At 60.5% G+C, this 17,283-nt stretch carries 14 protein-coding genes and 1 pseudogene; 9 read left to right on the top strand and 6 right to left on the bottom strand.

Going from position 1 to position 17,283, the window contains the following annotated elements:
• Positions 1 to 12: 12 nt before the first annotated feature.
• From BN1125_RS13135 to BN1125_RS13125, 3 genes are all read right to left on the bottom strand, one after another.
• On the bottom strand, positions 13 to 3,468 hold the full coding sequence (locus BN1125_RS13135) for a hybrid sensor histidine kinase/response regulator (RefSeq protein WP_042012766.1): 3,456 nt from the start codon (positions 3,466 to 3,468) through the stop codon (positions 13 to 15).
• 124 nt (positions 3,469 to 3,592) lie between these two features.
• Complete coding sequence (locus tag BN1125_RS13130) at positions 3,593 to 4,729, bottom strand: 3-phenylpropionate MFS transporter (RefSeq protein ID WP_042012764.1); 1,137 nt, start codon at positions 4,727 to 4,729, stop codon at positions 3,593 to 3,595.
• A 288-nt stretch (positions 4,730 to 5,017) separates the two neighbouring features.
• Complete coding sequence (locus BN1125_RS13125; RefSeq protein ID WP_042012762.1) at positions 5,018 to 7,123, bottom strand: TonB-dependent hemoglobin/transferrin/lactoferrin family receptor; 2,106 nt, start codon at positions 7,121 to 7,123, stop codon at positions 5,018 to 5,020.
• Positions 7,124 to 7,317: 194 nt separating this feature from the next.
• On the opposite strand from BN1125_RS13125, the gene BN1125_RS13120 reads away from it, so the two are divergent.
• Genes BN1125_RS13120 through BN1125_RS13110 form a run of 3 tightly spaced genes read left to right on the top strand, consistent with a single transcriptional unit; the run spans position 7,318 to position 9,290 of the window.
• Positions 7,318 to 8,289 (top strand): ChaN family lipoprotein, encoded by a 972-nt coding sequence (locus BN1125_RS13120; RefSeq protein WP_042012761.1) that lies wholly within the window; start codon positions 7,318 to 7,320, stop codon positions 8,287 to 8,289.
• A 25-nt stretch (positions 8,290 to 8,314) separates the two neighbouring features.
• The gene (locus BN1125_RS13115; protein WP_042012760.1) at positions 8,315 to 8,869 is read left to right on the top strand and encodes a cysteine hydrolase family protein; all 555 of its coding nucleotides are present in this window, start codon (positions 8,315 to 8,317) and stop codon (positions 8,867 to 8,869) included.
• Positions 8,870 to 8,906: 37 nt separating this feature from the next.
• On the top strand, positions 8,907 to 9,290 hold the full coding sequence (locus tag BN1125_RS13110) for a hypothetical protein (protein WP_042012758.1): 384 nt from the start codon (positions 8,907 to 8,909) through the stop codon (positions 9,288 to 9,290).
• Positions 9,291 to 9,377: 87 nt separating this feature from the next.
• Here the strand turns inward: BN1125_RS13110 and hutZ are convergent, their stop codons facing one another.
• Both hutZ and hutX read right to left on the bottom strand, forming a co-directional pair.
• Positions 9,378 to 9,935, bottom strand: coding sequence for a heme utilization protein HutZ (gene hutZ, locus BN1125_RS13105; RefSeq protein ID WP_005335257.1), 558 nt, complete (start codon positions 9,933 to 9,935; stop codon positions 9,378 to 9,380).
• A complete protein-coding gene (gene hutX, locus BN1125_RS13100) occupies positions 9,932 to 10,444 on the bottom strand; it encodes a heme utilization cystosolic carrier protein HutX (protein ID WP_042012757.1) in 513 nt (170 codons plus the stop codon). Before hutX ends, hutZ begins: the two co-directional genes overlap by 4 nt.
• A 170-nt stretch (positions 10,445 to 10,614) precedes the next feature.
• Between hutX and BN1125_RS13095 the strand changes: the two genes are divergently transcribed.
• Genes BN1125_RS13095 through BN1125_RS13085 form a run of 3 tightly spaced genes read left to right on the top strand, consistent with a single transcriptional unit; the run spans position 10,615 to position 13,330 of the window.
• Positions 10,615 to 11,466, top strand: a complete 852-nt coding sequence (locus BN1125_RS13095) for a heme/hemin ABC transporter substrate-binding protein (RefSeq protein WP_042012756.1) — start codon at positions 10,615 to 10,617, stop codon at positions 11,464 to 11,466.
• A complete protein-coding gene (locus BN1125_RS13090; RefSeq protein WP_042012755.1) occupies positions 11,463 to 12,494 on the top strand; it encodes a FecCD family ABC transporter permease in 1,032 nt (343 codons plus the stop codon). Before BN1125_RS13095 ends, BN1125_RS13090 begins: the two co-directional genes overlap by 4 nt.
• An 11-nt stretch (positions 12,495 to 12,505) precedes the next feature.
• Positions 12,506 to 13,330, top strand: a complete 825-nt coding sequence (locus BN1125_RS13085) for a heme ABC transporter ATP-binding protein (protein WP_042012754.1) — start codon at positions 12,506 to 12,508, stop codon at positions 13,328 to 13,330.
• Between the two features lie 17 nt (positions 13,331 to 13,347).
• Here BN1125_RS13085 and BN1125_RS19110 read toward each other — a convergent pair.
• A pseudogene (locus tag BN1125_RS19110) lies at positions 13,348 to 13,509 on the bottom strand (IS4-like element ISAs18 family transposase); the annotation flags it as partial.
• A gap of 355 nt (positions 13,510 to 13,864) precedes the next feature.
• Here BN1125_RS19110 and BN1125_RS13080 point away from each other — a divergent pair.
• The 3 genes from BN1125_RS13080 to pepE all read left to right on the top strand — a co-directional run bounded on the left by BN1125_RS13080 (position 13,865) and on the right by pepE (position 17,214).
• Positions 13,865 to 14,533 carry a DUF3313 domain-containing protein gene (locus BN1125_RS13080; protein ID WP_052446172.1) on the top strand — a complete coding sequence of 223 codons (669 nt, stop codon included), beginning with the start codon at positions 13,865 to 13,867 and terminating at the stop codon, positions 14,531 to 14,533.
• A gap of 349 nt (positions 14,534 to 14,882) precedes the next feature.
• Entirely contained in the window at positions 14,883 to 16,244 is a 1,362-nt protein-coding gene (locus tag BN1125_RS13075; RefSeq protein ID WP_042012752.1) for an endonuclease/exonuclease/phosphatase family protein, read from the top strand.
• A 244-nt stretch (positions 16,245 to 16,488) separates the two neighbouring features.
• Positions 16,489 to 17,214, top strand: a complete 726-nt coding sequence (gene pepE / locus BN1125_RS13070) for a dipeptidase PepE (RefSeq protein WP_042012751.1) — start codon at positions 16,489 to 16,491, stop codon at positions 17,212 to 17,214.
• Positions 17,215 to 17,283: the final 69 nt, after the last annotated feature.

Genomic DNA, 17,283 nt, shown 5'->3' with positions numbered 1-17,283 from the left:
ATACCGCCCTGTTTACCGCAGCAGCAGACTGTTCATCAGTGCCCGCAGTTTGAGCGGTTTGACCGGCTTGCTGATGTAGCCATACCCCCGCTCGCGGATCTGCGCCTGCAGCTCACTCTTGCGATCGGCACTGATGATGATCCCTCCCAGCTCATCACCACACACCTGCTGCAGCGCAGCCAGCGCCGCCAGCCCGGTCTTGCCGTCATCGAGGTGATAGTCAGAGAGCACGAGCCGCGGCACGAACCCCTCGGCCAGCAGCGCCTCGGCTTCGGCCAGATCGACGGCGCAGCGCACCTCGCAGCCCCAACGGCCGAGCAGGGTGCTCATGGCGGTCAGAATATCCCGCTCGTTGTCGATGCAGAGCACGGCTACCCCCTCCAGCTGGCTGTCGCGCACCACCGGCGCCGCCAACTGATGGGCAGTGACCGGCCGGGTCGCCAGATTGAGGGTCACCGCAAAAACCGATCCCTTACCCGGCCAGCTCTGCAATGTGAGCTGGTGGCCGAGCACCTGCGAGATGCCGCGGGCGATGGCAAGCCCCAGACCCAGCCCCTGCTCCTTGGCGGTGCGGGAGTGATCGAGGCGGGAGAACTCGTCGAAGATCGCCTCCTGCTTGTCTTGCGGGATGCCGGGGCCGTTGTCCCACACCTCGATGCGGATCTTGCTCCCCAGCCTGCGGCAGCCGAGCAGCACCCGCCCCCCCGGGTTGTAGCGAAACGCATTGGTGAGGAAGTTCTGCAGCACCCGGCGAAGCAGCCGCACATCGCTGTGTACCGCGTGCTTGCTCTCCACCACCGAGAAGTGGATCCCCCCCGCCTGCGCCAGCACGCCAAACTCCGCCTTGAGGTTGTCGAGCAGATCGCGCAGGGCGAAGTCGAGCTTCTTGGCCTTGAACTTGCCCGCTTCGAGCCGCGAGATATCGAGCAGATCGGTGATGAGATCCTCGGTCGCCCCCAGCGCATCGTCGATATGGCGGGCGATGCGGGCCTGCTCGCCAGCCGTGGGCAACATCTCCAGCAGGGAGGAGGCAAACAGCTTGGCGGCATTAAGAGGCTGGGTCAGATCGTGGCTGACCGCCGCCAGAAAACGGCTCTTGGAGTGATTGGCCCGCTCCACCTGCTGGTTCACCAGCAGCAGCTGGCGGTTGAGTTCGGAGAGCTCACGGGTGCGCTCGGCCACCCGCGCCTCCAGATGTTCGTTCGCTTCGCGCAGCACCCGCTCGGCATCGCGAAACGGGGTGATGTCGGTAAAGGTCATGACGAAACCACCGGCGGGCATGGGATTGCCCTGCATCTCGATCACCCGCCCATCCGGGCGCTCCCGCGCCGAGATATGGGCGCTGCCCCGCTTCATAAAGGCGACACGCCGCGCCACATGATCCTCGATATCGCCGGGGCCACAGAGCCCCTGCTCGGCGTTATAGCGGATGATCTGCTCGATGGAGCGCCCCGCCTGGATAAGCCCCGGCGGATAGTGGAACAGCTCGATGTAACGGCGGTTCCAGGCCACCAGCCGAAGCTCTCTATCCACCACCGAGATCCCCTGGCCGATATGCTCGATCGCCCCCTGCAGCAGGCCGCGGTTGAAGCGAAACACGTCGGAGGCCTCATCGACGATGGTGGCGATCTCCTCGAGCTGCATGTTGCGCCCCTGCAGGGCAGAGGCAAGCACCAGCCGCGCCGACGAGGTGCCAAACACCCCCGCCAGCAGCCGCTCGGTGTGGGCAATCAGCTCGGCCGAGGCCTGCATCTGTGGCGCCAGGGTGCCGCCCCGCTCACCGGCAAAACGGCCAAAGGCGCGCTTGACCCGGCTTGAGCCGACAAAGCGGGCCGCCAGCATCTCCAACTCTTTCACCGAGACCCGCGCCTGATAGAGAGCGGCAGTATCCCGGCTCGGCTTGCCGACAAAGTTGGCCGCCTGCAGCCGCTCGCTCACCGCAGGGCGCGACAACAAGGAACCGGCCACATAGCCGAGCAGGTTGAAGAGCAGGCTCAGGAAGATACACCAGGCGCCGAGGCTCAGCTCACGAAACGCGGGCCAGTCCGGCGGGGCCAGCCGCTCGGCCAGCGGTGAACCGGCCAGCAAGCCACTCTCCACCAGCAGGGTGACGAACCAGAGGCTCATCCCGAGGGAAAGACCGAGATAGACCCCCTTGCGATTGCCGTGACGCCAGTAGAGGCCGAGCAGCAAAGCCGGCGCAAACTGGGCCACAGCGCCAAAGGATAGATAACCGATACGGGAGAGACTGGTGAGATCGCCGAGCCAGAGGTAGAGCCCCCAGGCCGCCAGCAAGATCAGCAGGATGGCGCCACGGCGCACCTGCAACAGCAGCCGAACCAGCCGCTCGTCACGCCCCTGCCGCCAGAAGCGGCGCAGCAGCACCGGCAGCACCAGATCGTTGCTCACCATGATTGCCAGCGCGATGGTGCAGACGATCACCATGCCGGTGGCCGCCGAGGTACCGCCGAGGAAGGCCAGCATCGCCATGCCATCGAACCCGAGGGCCATCGGCAGACTGATCACATAGGTGTCGGAGGCCATGTCAGCCCCCACCCACTGTTTGCCCGCCAGTGCCAGTGGCCAGATAAAGAGCCCCATCACGAACAGGTAGAGCGGGAAGATCCAGCGCGCCCAGTGCAAATCCTGCCCCTGGTTGTTCTCCACCACAGTCACATGAAACTGGCGCGGCAGGCAGATAACGGCGCACATTGCCAGCACCGTATAGATCGCCAGCTCCAGCAGGTTGCCGGGGCTCACTGCCACCACAGCGGCAAAGAAGTCGCGGGTCACCTGCTCGTGAACCGGCTCGGGTTTGCTCGCAATGAGCCAGAGGGCGAAGCCCCCCACCGCAATAAAGGCCAGCAGCTTCACTACAGACTCGAAGGCGATGGCCACCACCATGCCCCTGTGGTGCTCGGTGGCATCGAGATGGCGGGTGCCAAACAGGATGCTGAACAGCGCCAGCAGCAGGGTGACCCCGAGCGCCAGCTCGCTGGTATTGCCAGTCGGACTGATGCCACCGCTGTTGACCATCAGCAGATCCAGCCCGGTGACGATGGCTTTGAGCTGCAACACCAGATAGGGGAGGATCCCCATGATGGCAATGAGGGCGATCACCATGGCAAGCCGCTGGGATTTGCCGTAACGGGCGGCGATAAAGTCGGCAATGGAGGTGATGTGCTCGCGCTTGGCCACCAGAATGAGACGGGCCAGCAGCCGCCAGCCAAACAGAAAGACCAGCATGGGGCCAAGGTAGATGGGCACCGGCGACCAGGGGGACTCGCTCGCCTGCCCCACGGTGCCGAAGAAGCTCCAGGAGGTGCAGTAGACCGCCAGCGACAGGCTGTAGAGCAGGGGTTGCCCCTTGAGCCGGTGGCGTTTGTGCTTGTCTGCCACGTAGGCGATCAGAAACAGCAACCCCAGATAGGTGAGCGACAATCCGATCAGCAGCCATCCCTGGTGCATCGATAACTCCTTGTCCATGTTGATTTTTTGTATACAACCTCGCCAGTCTAGAGAGGCTGCAGCCAAAAGTCATGCATCAAGAGGTGCACTCCCTGCCCCTCTTGAACGGTTCATCAATCCCTCCTCACACGGTGACCATCGAGGGGCGTAGCCGCAGGAAGAAGACCGGCAACACTACCAGCACCATCAGGAAGAAGATGCCGCCGCCGAAGGGCTCGAACAGCATGCCGCAGATTGCCATCAGGGCCGCCACCGTCATGCCGAGGCCAAGGGCCGCATAGAGCGCCTGGGTCGGGATCAACTGCTCGGCCGGTAGCTGGCGGGTCATGAAGCGCACCGCCCCGAGATGGCTCATCCCAAAAGTGACCGCGTGGAGCAGCTGCCCCAGCACCAACACCCATAGATCGGTCGAAGCCCCCAGCAATACCCAGCGCACCACACAACCAATGGCACCTGCGATAAAGAGACTCTGGGCGCCAAAGCGCTGCAAGAAACGCTTGTCGGCGGCGAACATACAGATCTCGGCCACCACCCCGAGCGCCCAGAGATAGCCGATGATGGTGCCGCTATATCCTTGCGCCTTCCAGTAGATGGCGCTGAAGCCGTAATAGGCGGCGTGGCTCCCCTGCAGCAGAGCAGTCAGCAGCAGGAAGCGACGCACCGGCGCGCTGCGCAGGGTTGCCAGCAAAGAGGCCTTGGCCCGCTCGCCCTGACTATCCTGCGGCGCCGGATAGAGCGGCAGCCAGCTAAGTAGCAGCATCAGCACCAGCCCCGCCACCATGATGTGTAAAATCCAGTCGCTACCGAAGTTACCCACCAGCGCCCCCACCAACGTAGAGGCGACGATGAAGGCAAAGGAACCGCACAGCCGCACCTTGCCGTAATCGAGGTGAGCCTGCACCACCATGCGGGTCGCCAGCGCCTCCCCCACCGGCATCAGAGTTGGATAGATAAAGTTCGCCAGCAGGGTCAAGCCCACCAGCCACCAGAGGTTATGGCTGAGGTAGAAACCAAGAAAAGCCAGCAGGCTGAGCAGGGAGATCAATCGGGTAACCGGCAGCAGATGACCCGCCCCCTTGATCTGCCCCATCACCATCAGGTTGCCGGCAAAGCGGATCGCCATCCCCGCCCCCAGCAGGAGACCTATCATCTCGGCGCTGACGCCCACCCCCTCCAGCCAGAGCGACCAGAACGGCAAGTAAGCGCCGTAGACGAAATAGAAGGCGCCGAAAAAAAGCGCTAACCAGGAGAATGCGGGCATAGATCCTCTGCAACCGGATGACGGGAGCAGAATGATAACCCATAGGCCACCACAGATCCCGATGGAAACCCCGCGAAGAAAATGAAAAAACTTCAATAAAATTGAACTATTACCGAAGAAGCAGGGTCTATCTGGTAACACCTCCTCCTGGTTAGTGTTGCAATCCTTCCACCCGCCCATGGCGGGTTTCTTTTTTGGGCAACTCGCAGCACGACTCACAGTCACAACATGACGGTCGCAAAAAAGGGGCCGAAGCCCCTTTGATCATCTGCGTCTGTTGTTTGCGCTTTAGAATAGGTATTTGACGCGAGCACTCAGGTTGCGGCCGGGCTCGGTCATGGCGCTGTTATCGGAGCCTTCGGCACGACCGGCGATGCGCTCGTAGCTGGTGTACTCCTTGTCAAACAGGTTGAAGACCCCGACGTTGAGCTGCAGATCGGTCATCGGGTTGAACTGGGCGTACATATCCATCACCCCCCAACCGGCGCTCTTCACGTAATCGTTGCCTTTGCTGTCTTTACGGACTTTGTCCATGTCGTCAGCAAAGCGCAGCGCGGTGTTGAAGTTCCATTGGGACTGTTCCAGACGCACACCGACGGAGCCGTTGAGCGGGCTCAGGCTGTTGATGTAGTTGCCATCTCCATCCTTGCCTTCGATGTAGGCGAGGTTGCCCCAGACATTGACGATATCGTTGAGCCAGTAGTCCGCCTTGGCTTCGACCCCTTTGGTGGTCGCCTTGCTCAGGTTCTGGTACTGGTAGACGGCGGTGCGCCCCTCTTTGCCCACTTCCACCATTTCGATGAAGTCGTCGAACTTGTTGTAGAAGCTGGCCACTTCATAACTGAAGCCGTTGCTGCTGCCGCGCACGCCGAGGTCGATGCCGTCGCTGCTCTCCGGATTGAGGTTCGGGTTGGGCTCTATGCGATAGCCGTAAGCCTGATGGTTCAGGGTGGAGAAGGCGCTGTCATACATGGGGGCCTTGAAGCCGTGGCTGTACTGGGCGAACAGGTTGGCCGCCTCATGGGCCTTGAACACCAGACCCAGCTTTGGTGACAGCTCCCCTTCGGAGAACTTGTGCAGCTTGTCGCCGGTGTAGGCCGGATCGTTGTCCGGAGTCATCCGGTAGTAGTCATAACGGGCACCCGGGGTCAGTACCCAGCGCTCGCCAAACTTGATCTCGTCAAAGGCCCACAGGGCGCCGCGTTCGCTGGTGGTGGCCGGGAAGCTCAGCTCGTTGTAGCCGACAAAATCACCGGGAGTCGTCGGCCCCTTGTAACGGGTACGTTCATTATCGGTGTGCTCGTATTCAGTACCCCAGGCCAGACGGTGGTTATCTACCGCCTTGTGGAACTGCAGCTGGGCGCCGATGCTCTTCTGATCGAACACGTTGCGATCCAGCGAGTTTTTGGTGACATAAGGGTTGCTTGGGCTCACCGGATATTTGGATGAGGCGTACTGATCCAGGGTCTGCTTGGTGCGGGCGAAGTAAACCTTGCTATCCATCCGATCGGCCCAGCGTTGATTCAGCGCGATACCATGATCCAGCACCAATGCAAGATTATCGGTATCTTTATCCTTGATCGGTTGCTCAAAGACACGGGCTGTACCTGTCCCGACTTTATTGAGTTTGACCGCATCCGGATCTTCGTTATCGGTCAGATAGTCAACGGTCAGCTTGAGGTACTGCTCATCGGAGAGATTCCACTTGCTCTTGAGCAGCAGGGCGTGGGTACCGATATCGAAGTCACTCTTGGTGGAGTCGAAATTCTGGGTCACACCGCCATCGCGCCAGGTGTAGCGCAGCAGGCTCTCCACTTCGCCAGTGCGCAGAGCGCCGGTAAAACCCGCCATCTTCTGGTGGCTGCTGGAGGCGTAACCGCTGGTCACATCCAGATAGCTCTCCTTGCCCTTGAGGAAGTCGCTGGCATCCTTGGTGGTGATGGCAATCACGCCACCCAGCGCATCGGACCCGTAGGCGGCAGATGCGGGCCCCTTGGCCACTTCCACCTGCTTGATCATGTCGGTATCAAAGTAGCTCTGGCCGACACCTCCCTTGCTGTAGGCATCGTTCTGGCGCACGCCGTCGCGCACCACCTTGACCCGGTTTTCACCCATGCCACGGATAACGAAGGTCTGGGCATCACCCTGACCGCCCAGAACCTTGACACCCGGCTCGTAACGGAACAGGTCAGCGACATTGGTGACGACCTGCTCTTCAATCTGCTGGGCGGTGATCACCGAGATGGGGCCAGAAACATCTTCCAGTTTTTGCTCCATCCGTGAGCCGCTGACGACCACGACTTCATCCGCCTTCTGGGTGGCAGCAAAGACCTGGGAGGAGAGACCGGCCGCCACGGCGAGGGCAACCAGAGAGAGTGCGTTATGATGGGTCACAGCGAATCCTTATTGAGAACTGTTATCAAGCAGGCCGCATATTACCCAGCTCTCGACAAAGATCAACAAGAAACGAAATCATTCTCATTTTGTTTTGAACCAAATTGGTTTTACACTGTCGCCCTGTGTTGCCCTTATTCTGTGTTAGCCCCCCGAGATGCACCGGCATCCGGGCATATCAGCCGAGAGATCCCTTGATGAGACGACTTCCCCTGCTCGCCCTGCCGCTGCTACTGGCAGCCTGTGCCACCCCCACCCAGCCGACCGTGTCATCACAGCTGCAGACGCTCTATGACTATCGACTGAGCGGCGAGAGTGCCGCAGACCTGACGCTGGAGCAGACCATCGCTCGCATTGCCGACGCCGACATCATTCTGGTGGGCGAGCTGCACAGCCATCCCGCCGTGCATCTGCTGCAATCGCGCCTGCTGAGCGGGCTCTACACAGCCAGCCAGCAGCACGGGCGGCCATTGGCCCTCTCCATGGAGCAGTTCAGCCGCGCCGATCAAAAGACGCTGGATGCCTATCTGGCGAACCAGATTGGCGAAGCGGCACTGATCCGCGAAGGCAACGCCTGGCCCAACTATCCCAGCGACTACCGCCCGCTGGTGGAGTTTGCCAAGGCGCATCAGATGCCGGTGATCGCCGCCAACGCCCCCAAACCACTGGTGAGCTGTGTCGGTCAGGAGGGGGCTGAGTGGCTCGACAAACTGCCAACCGCGCGCCGCAGCCAGCTGGCCCGCCAACTGACGCTGGGGGATGACCCCTATCGCCAGAAATTTATGGCCTCCATGCACCACGGCGATGCCGACAGCAACGCCCGCCGCTTCGCCGCACAGACCAGTTGGGACGACACCATGGCCGAGAGCATGGTGGATTATCTCGCCAAGCATCCGGGCCAGCAGATCATGCATATCGCCGGTAACTTCCACGTCGAGGGGGGGCTTGGGATCGCCAGTCGCATCGCCAGCCGCAATCCGACACTCAAGGTGGCGCTGGTCGTGCCCCGGACAGATGAGACCTCTGTTGCAGATCGCGCAGCCGATGTGCAGGTAACCATCATGCCGCTGCCTAAGCGCTGGCAAAGCAGTGATGAGATGAAGCAAGATATGGGCGCGCTGCATCAATCCCGCAGTCGTGACTGCAGCCAGTGGCTGCAACCCTAATCTTCAATGAAACGGCGGGTAAAATATGGATGTGTTACTGATCATCGATGTGCAGCAAGGCTTGTTCAACGAGCCCCGTTACCGCCAGGAGCAGGTGCTGGCCAATATCAACCGGGCAGCGGCCCACGTCAGGCAGCAGCAGGGACGGGTCATCTATATCCAGCATGACTCGCCCCCCGGTACCGAACTGGAACTGGGCACCCCGGGTTGGCAGTTGCACAGTGCGCTGCAACCGGCCAAGGGAGAGAGCCGGGTGCGCAAGACGGCATGTGACAGCTTTCTCGACACCGAGCTTGCCTTCCTGCTGGCCGAGCAGCCGGTCGATCGACTGATTATCTGTGGCTGCGCCACCGATTTTTGCGTCGACACCACGGTGCGCAGTGCCGCCTCCCATGGTTACGAGGTACTGGTATTGAGCGATGGTCACACCACCGCCGATCGCCCCCACCTGAGCGCGGCCCAGATCACCGAGCACCATCACTGGATGTGGCGCCACCTCAGCCTGCCGGAGGGGCGCAGTGTCACCCTGCTCAGCACCGACGAACTGCTGGCAGTAACACCCGACCTGCAGCCGTGCTAATCTGCGAACCTCGCCTCGTTTCTCACTGGAGTCTGTCGTGCGCCTGTTGTCTGCCACCCTGTTGTTGATTGTTCCCCTGCTGTCGGCCTGCGCCAGCTTGCCCGGACTGACGTATGACGGGCCGGAACCCCTGTTTCTGACCCACATCAACGAGGAGGGGAGCAAGCGGTTCACCTTTGAAGCCGCGCCCAACGACACCTTGCCGCGCGGCCTCTCGGCGGCCCAGAGTCAACGGTTGCTGGAGCAGCGGGAGGCGTTGCAGGAGAACCTGCTGACCGAGACCCTGGCGACCAAGCAGTATTGCCGCCAGGGCTACATAGTGCTGAGCCAGACCTCCTGGAAGGTGCGGGGGGAGTGCAACGAAACGGCCACCGACGCCGATCGTCACGCTTTTCCCAACAAGGCCTCCTGGCAGGATTGAACAGGCCGGATGAGATAACGCAATGAAAACGGGCAGCCCAGTGGCTGCCCGTTTTGTTATGACGGCTGTCGTGGTCGACAGGGATTATCAGACCGGCGCATCGGCCGGGCTGGTGAGCTCGGCACCGTTGTCGATGCGCTTGTGCCCTTCCACCAGATGGACGAAATCCACCAGCTCGTCACCGGAGACCGCGAACGCCTGGCCGAAGCCCTTGACGAACAATCCCTGCTCCGGCTTGAGGCGAAACAGTTTGAAATCCTTGAGGTTGGAGAGACCCTTGATGATCTCGCCAAAACGACCTTCCAGCGCCGCCACCGCCTTGCTCCAGCGGGCGTCGTCACGGGCTACCACTTCAGCCACCGCATCGAAGGTCAAGCGCTTGCGGGCAAACAGCTCGCGGGCACCGCTCTCATCCTCGATCAGCATCAGAGATACCCGGGGCACCTGTTGCAGGTTGCGGGCGTGGCGGGCGATCTCGGAGATCAGCACATAGTAGCCATCTTCTTGCAGCACAAACGGGGCATAGCTGGCGTTGGGATTGCCTTCGCCATCGACGGTAGCGAGCTGCAAGGTACGGCAGCTGTCGCGAAACTCGCGGATCTCCGGTTGCAGGCGGTTCTGCAGACGCTCCTGACGTTCACTCATGCTTTGACTTCCTCTTGAGCGTTGTGGCGCAGCGCCATAAAACGGGTGACCTGATCGGCCAGCAGCTGGCGTTTCTCGTCGCGACCCAGATAGACCTTGAAAATGCAGCGGCCGGCGTGACCGAAGAACTGGAAGGAGTGCCCCTCCTTGCCCATGAACAGCTTGCTGACCAGCGCAATCCCCGCCACGTTGTCGAGCTTGAGGTGACCATGCAGCTCACCGTCGCGGCCCATCAGGTTGTAGTAACCACGTGCGTCCTTGCCTTTCGGGAAGGGGGCTTTTACCTCAAAGATGGAACCTTCTGATTCGACGATGGTGGTCACCGGGCCCCAGTCGGCCAGATCTTCCAGCAGACCTTGTGCGCGATCGGCGGGCAACAGGGTCACCAGCTCGGCAGGCAGATGGCGAACCACCTCCCATTCGCTGATGGCAAGCTGGGCTGCCATGGTAGATGGATGAGCGCCGGGATCCTGCTCCAGCAGCGCGTGAATGCGTTGTGCAATGCTCATGTTTTCTCCCTCTGCGAGACTAGGTCGTCCCGCTGTTTATCATGGCGGCTACTCTAATAAAGCACCGAACCCAATGCAATTGATAATTGCTATCATTATCAGTGCATTTTTTCCAAAGCCTTGATATTCTCGGCGGCACACCCGTTTCATTCACCCCTTCGGAGGTTAGCATGGGCCGTCGTCTTGCCCTCGCCATCACCCTGCTCTGCAGTTCACTCTCCCCCTTCTTTGCCGTTGCCGCCGACGGCCAGAAAGAGCGTATCGTCAGTATCGGCCCCGCCATCACAGAACTCATTCTGGCCCTTGGTGGTGAATCGAGCCTGATCGCCACCGATGTCAGCAGCCCATTGCCAAAAGGGCTGCCCAAGGTGGGCTATCACCGGGCACTGGCTGCCGAAGGGATCCTGAGCCTCTCCCCCACCCGACTGGTGGGCAGCGACGAGATGGGTCCGGCGCCGACCCTGGATCAGCTGCGCCGTGCCGGGGTCAAGGTGGAGGTGCTGGATACCGCGCCGACCCTCGCTAACCTCAACCAGCGTATCGACACCCTCTCCAGCCTGCTGGGCGACAAAGCGGCTGGCGATCGCCTGAAGGCGGAGATCCAGGCCCAGACCGATCAGCTGGCGGCGCAAGCCAAACAGAACAAACCGCTCAAGGTCGCCTTCCTGCTGCTGCACAAGGGACAACCCACCAGCATCGCCGGGGGGGACACCACCGCCAGCGCGCTGATCTCGCTGGCAGGCGGCATCAATCCGGTCACAGAATTGCGCAACTACAAGCCGGTATCCGCCGAATCCCTCATCGAGATGCAGCCCGATCTGGTGCTGGTCAGCGGTCGTGACTGGCAGCAGTATGCCGATCCGGCCAAGGTGCTGGCAGAAGTGCCCGCCCTGGCCGCCACCCCGGCTGGCAAGCGCCACGCCATTCACGCCATCGACGGTCACGCCCTGCAAGGGGGGCTGAGCCTCAACTCCCTGCAACAGGCGAACCAGATCGCCCAGTGGATCAAGCAGGGGTCATGATGCGCTTGCCCATCTCCTGGCTGCTGGCCTTCACCACGGCCGCACTGGCACTGTTGCTGTTCGGTTCGCTGGCAACCGGCCCCATGACCCTCACCTTGGGCGAGAGTCTGCGGGCGCTGTTTGCCGGGCAGGAGAGCGGAATTGAATCGTACAAGCTGCTGATCGTGAAGGAAATTCGCCTGCCGCGCACCCTGCTTTGCATCGCAGTGGGCGGGATCCTCGGGCTCTGTGGCGCCGTGATGCAGGGACTGTTTCGCAACCCCCTGGCAGACCCCGGCATCATAGGGGTCTCCGGCGGTGCGGCGCTCGGGGCTGCGCTCGCCATCGTGCTGCTGGCTCCCCTCGGCCAGCAGTTGCAAGCCACCGTCGGGGTTGGCCTGCTGCCCCTGCTCGCCTTTCTCGGCGGCGCGCTCACCACCACCCTGGTCTATCTGCTCGGCACCCGTGAGGGGGGCACCTCGGTCACCGTCATGCTGCTGGCCGGGGTCGCCATCACGGCGCTCTCCGGCGCGGTGATCGGCCTGCTCACCTATCTGGCGGACGATCAGATGCTGCGCAACCTGAGCCTGTGGCAGATGGGAACGCTGGCGGCAGGAAAACCGGCCGATGTGGCGCTGGCTCTGCTCACCCTGGTGGCCCTGTTGTGGCTCTTTATGCGCGATGCCAATCCCCTCAACGCCCTGCTGCTGGGTGAAGGAGAGGCCCGTCATCTCGGGGTCAATGTGCAGTCCCTCAAGCGCCGCCTGATTCTGCTCACCGCAGCTGGCGTCGGGGTGGCGGTGGCAGTATCGGGGATGATCGGCTTCGTCGGGCTGGTAGTACCCCATCTGGTGCGCCTGCTGGCGGGCCCCAACCATGTCAGGTTGCTGCCGCTCTCGGCCCTGCTTGGCGCCGCCCTGCTGCTGGCAGCCGATATGCTGGCGCGCACCCTGCTGGCACCGGCCGAGCTGCCGGTGGGCATCATCACCGCCCTGCTCGGCGCCCCCTTCTTCATCTGGCTGCTGGTAACCGGCCGCCGCGCCCTGTGATACGGACTGTTATGCAACCACTCTCATCCGCACTCTCATCCTCACTCTCCTCCCCCCTGTTGAGCTGCTCCCGACTCAGTTTGCGACGTGGCCAGCGCCAGATCCTGGATGGGCTCGATCTCAACCTCGAGAGCGGCACTCTCACCGCCCTGCTCGGCCCCAACGGGGCGGGCAAGAGCTCGCTGCTCAAATGCCTGACCGGCGAGCTGAAATATGAGGGTTCCATCACCCTATTTGGCGCGGACCGCAAGCAGTGGGACAGCAGCCAGCTGGCCCACCGGCTCGGGGTATTGCCGCAAAGCTCCTCCCTCAACTTCCCGTTTCTCTGCGAAGAGGTAGTCGCCATGGGACGCTTGCCCCACAGTGAACCGGCGGCGCGGCGTGACGAGATTGTGGCGGCGGCCATGACCCATGCCGGGGTCGAACATCTGGCCAAGCGGCTCTATCCGGGACTCTCCGGCGGCGAGCGACAGCGGGTGCAGTTTGCCCGGGTGCTGGCGCAGATCTGGCAGGCACCCTCCCCGACCGAACCGGCCGAGCAACCCCGCTTGCTGCTGCTCGATGAGCCCACCTCGGCCCTCGATCTGAAATACCAGCACCAGCTGCTCACCATGGCGCGCGCCCTGGCCAGCCGCAATACTGCGGTGCTGGTGGTGCTGCACGACCTCAATCTGGCGGCGCGCTATGCCGATCGGCTGGTGATGCTGGAACGGGGCAAACTGATGGCCGATGGCACACCTGCCGAGGTGCTCACCCCTGAGCTCATCGCTCGCCTCTATGACTATCCGGCCCAGGTGATCCACCACCCCGACAGCGGCCTGCCAATGGTGGTGTAATCGCTATTTCAGATGCAACCCGACCGTAGCAGTTCCCCCAGGGTGAGAGCGTGGATGGCCAGTGAACCTGACTCAATCACCCCGTGGGTTGCATTGGCAAGTGACAATACGCGTTTGGCATGCATGTCCTGTCCGAATATGTCATCCATGTGGTTAAGGATGATGTCGTGGTTAAGCATGGGCTTTGTCTGTTTGGTATTAGCTGGTCAAGAACAGAGATCATACCTCAGAAGCCGCGCCACGCCTCGCTCATATGAGGGGATGGCTAAGCATTGCATTCTGACTATTTAGTGACTAACGTGGAACTCGATGGAGCATGGGGCGGCAATATTCATATATTCTGTTCCCGTCTTCGAGTGACCTGAAAGTATTTATTTCGGAGAAAACACCCCACCTTGGCCTATTAATCCTGGGAGTCCGGACCAGGGCGGGGAGTGGGAGGGGAATGACAAGACATTGTGCTTTTGACTTCAGGTCCTTTGTCACGTTAAGTACACAAATCGTGTTTAATTTAAATTAGCAATAGGAATGCATATGAAAATTAAAAAAGTAGCGATTTTACTCTCTGCCTTGATGCTTAGCGCCTGTGCTGGATCTGGTGGCAAGTCCAGTGCTGATATCCCACGCTCTGGTTATTTAGGTGACTATTCCGCGATGACCCAGATACCAGGCGATACTAAAGGGGAAGCATTGCGCTGGCTCAGCCCCAGTCTGGTCAAGGGCAAGTATAAAAAAGCGATTATTTATCCTGTAACTTACTATCCGAAACCGCAGGAAGGTGCCCAGGTCAAGCAAGAAAACCTTGACAAAATTTCTGCGAATCTTACCCAGCAACTCAGTCAAGAAATTGGCAAGAGTTTTGAGCTGACCAACACTCCGGGTAGTGACACCCTCGCGTTCAAAGTGGCCATTACCGGGGTAGCGACCAATCTTGAAGGCCTTCAGTTCTATGAGGTTGTCCCTGTTGCCTTGGTACTCGCAGGTGCATCAACTGCATTAGGTTACCGTGATAAAGTGATCACTATCTCTGCCGAAGGGCTGGTGACCGACTCCATGACAAACGAAGTGATGGCCAAGGCCTTGCGCCAGGGGGTTGCTGAAAACCTGGATAATGATAAACAACAGGTACAGGTCGACAAGGTCGACGGCCTCTTTAAGGAGTGGGCGACCCTCGCAGGTAAACTGGCCGCTGATTTGCGCTAGAGACCATACCCTCATAATATAATTCAGAGGCCGGTTGTGACTGGCCTCTGTTGTTTTCACTCATCCGTAACGCGCAGTGCAGATAAACATTAGCCACTACTGCCTGGTTGCAGGCTGGCGCTTCTTCACTTGCAGCATCAACGCTTTTTTTAATCAGCCCTGTTAATGCTTGATATTCAATGTGCGACCAGAACATGGCAATGAGAATGCGTGCGATATTAATTACATATAAAATGAGATCTGGATCATAGATATCCAGCGAGTATTTAATGCCACCGGCATCACCGTATCTTTATAATGACGCTGCCTCACAGAAGGCATAACTCATTGATGCTACGGAATAATTACAATGAATAATATCAACAAGACCCTACTGGCTGCCGCCATCTCCCTCGGGATGCTGGCTGGCTGCAACAGCGACAACGACTCAAAGGCAGCTGATCCCATGGTTCGTTTTGCCACCTTCAACCTCTCTTTTGACCGCACCGCTGCCGGTATGCTGACCGGTGAGCTGGCGCTGACCCGCACCGCGCAGGATGCCCTGCTGGCCCGCCTCGCCGAAGGGAGCCTGACGGGTACGGAAGAAACCAAAGCCAAAAACGTGCAGCAGATCCGCAACGTGGCCGAGATCATCCAGCGCACCCGCCCGGATGTGTTCCTGCTCAACGAGTTCGACAACGACGGCAAGGGTGACAGCACCACCGACCTGAAAGCCTTCAACGACAACTATCTGGCCCACGCCCAGCATGCGGAAGTAACCGCCATCAGCTATCCGGTGATGCAGAACTTCGCCACCAACACCGGCCTGATGAGCGGTTATGACCTCAATCTGGATGGCAAGGTCAACAGCGGCCCCGACGATGCCTGGGGCTTTGGCAACTACCACGGCCAGTACGCCTTTGCGGTGATGTCCAAATATCCTGTCGACACCAAGCAGATCCGTACCTTCCAGAACTTCAAGTGGAAGGATATGCCGGGCGAGCAGAACCCCATCATCGATGACTGCAACAATCCCAAGGTCCAGATCCCGGCCAGCCGCCAGTGTGGCGATGCCTGGTATTCAGACGCAGCCTGGCAGCAGTACCCACTCTCCTCCAAGAACCACGCCGATGTGCCGGTACGGATCAAGACCGAGAAGGGTGAAGAGGTGATCCACTTCCTGATCTCCCACCCGACCCCGCCGATCTTTGCCAACGCGGCGCGTCACACCGTCAAGCACAACCGTGCCGAGATCGCCTTCTGGAACGACTACGTCAAGGGTCTCCACTATATGACCGATGACAAGGGGGTCAAAGGAGGGCTGACCAAAAATGCCAAGTTCGTCATCGCCGGGGATCTCAACGCCGATCAGCTCACCGGTGACGGCGACCTGACCGCCATCCAGGCGCTGCTGGACAACGCCTTGATGAATCAGGCCATCACCAATGGCACCCTGCTCCCGGTCAGTGAAGGAGGCCCCGAATGCCTGAGCAAGGGAACTGACTGCAAACGCAATAACTCTCGCCCCCACCCGGAGCGGATCACCAGCAGCAGTGGTTTGCAGCTGGATCACGTCATCCCCTCCGCCAACCTCAACGCGGTCAAGAGCGGCGTCTTCTGGCCTGCCAGCTTCGAGGCCGGTTATCACCTGGTCTATGATGCGAAACTCGGCATCGCCAAGGGAGTCAGTTCGGATCACCGCATGGTTTGGGTCGATCTCAAACTCGACTAACTCTGACATGACCCCGCTGCGGCGGGGTCTTTTATTGGCGATGGGCGGCGAGCTGACCACGGCTCATTAACCCACCATTTGGCATGGAGTTATCCATCCATAACTCATCCATAGCGGTTGAATGGGCTCCCCGATCACAGAACCGCCGCGCCAATGGTGGTAGCATGCCCGCTCTTGCCATCCGGCCGCGCAGCGGATCCGGTGGCCCTCCCTCCTCCGCTTTCACTTTTTGAGGAACGATTTGATGGAACTGCTTCTGCTTAGCAATGGTAAAGCCAACGAATTTCCGGGACTGCTCGGCTGGGCCCGTGACCGGGTGCAGAGCCTGCTGGCCCGAAAACCGGTCAAGCGCATTCTGCTCATCCCCTACGCGGTGATCCGCAGCGACTGGGATGCCCGCGCCAATGATCTCACCGAGAGCCTCGGGATCGAGACCATCAGCATTCACCACTTCGATGATCCGGTCGATGCCGTCAATCAGGCCGACGCCATCTTTATCAGCGGCGGCAACACCTGGCGCCTCAACCAGCTGCTGCACGAAAATGGCCTGATCGTGCCGATCCAGCGTGCCGTGCGCGAACGTGGCGTCCCCTATGTGGGCTGGAGTGCCGGTTGCAACGTGGCAACCCCGAGCATCCGCACCACCAACGACATGCCGGTCTGCAACGCCGCCGTGCTGCCAGCGCTGGGGCTGTTCCCGCTGCAGATCAACCCGCACTATCTGGACGCCAGCATCAGCGGCCACATGGGCGAGACCCGCGACGAGCGTCTGGCGGAGTTCTGCGCCATCAACCCGAGCGAATACGTGGTGGCCCTGCGCGAAGCAAGCCTGCTGCAGATCAGTGGTGACACCATCGAGTACTGGAGCGCCCGCAATCAGGACTTCAAGATCTTCAAACACGGTCAGGAGCCGCAAGCCTTTATGGACGCGAGCCCCCTGGCCGAGCTGACGCCGTTCAAGGCGCGCTGAACGAAGCGCTGGCCGGACTTATCGACCGCAATGAAAAAGGGATGGCTCAACGCCATCCCTTTTTATCTT

Source organism: Aeromonas fluvialis (genome assembly GCF_000819885.1).
GTDB classification, from domain to species: domain Bacteria; phylum Pseudomonadota; class Gammaproteobacteria; order Enterobacterales; family Aeromonadaceae; genus Aeromonas; species Aeromonas fluvialis.
The sequence above is the reverse complement of the archived record's forward strand: the minus strand, read 5'-3'. Positions and strand labels throughout refer to the sequence as shown.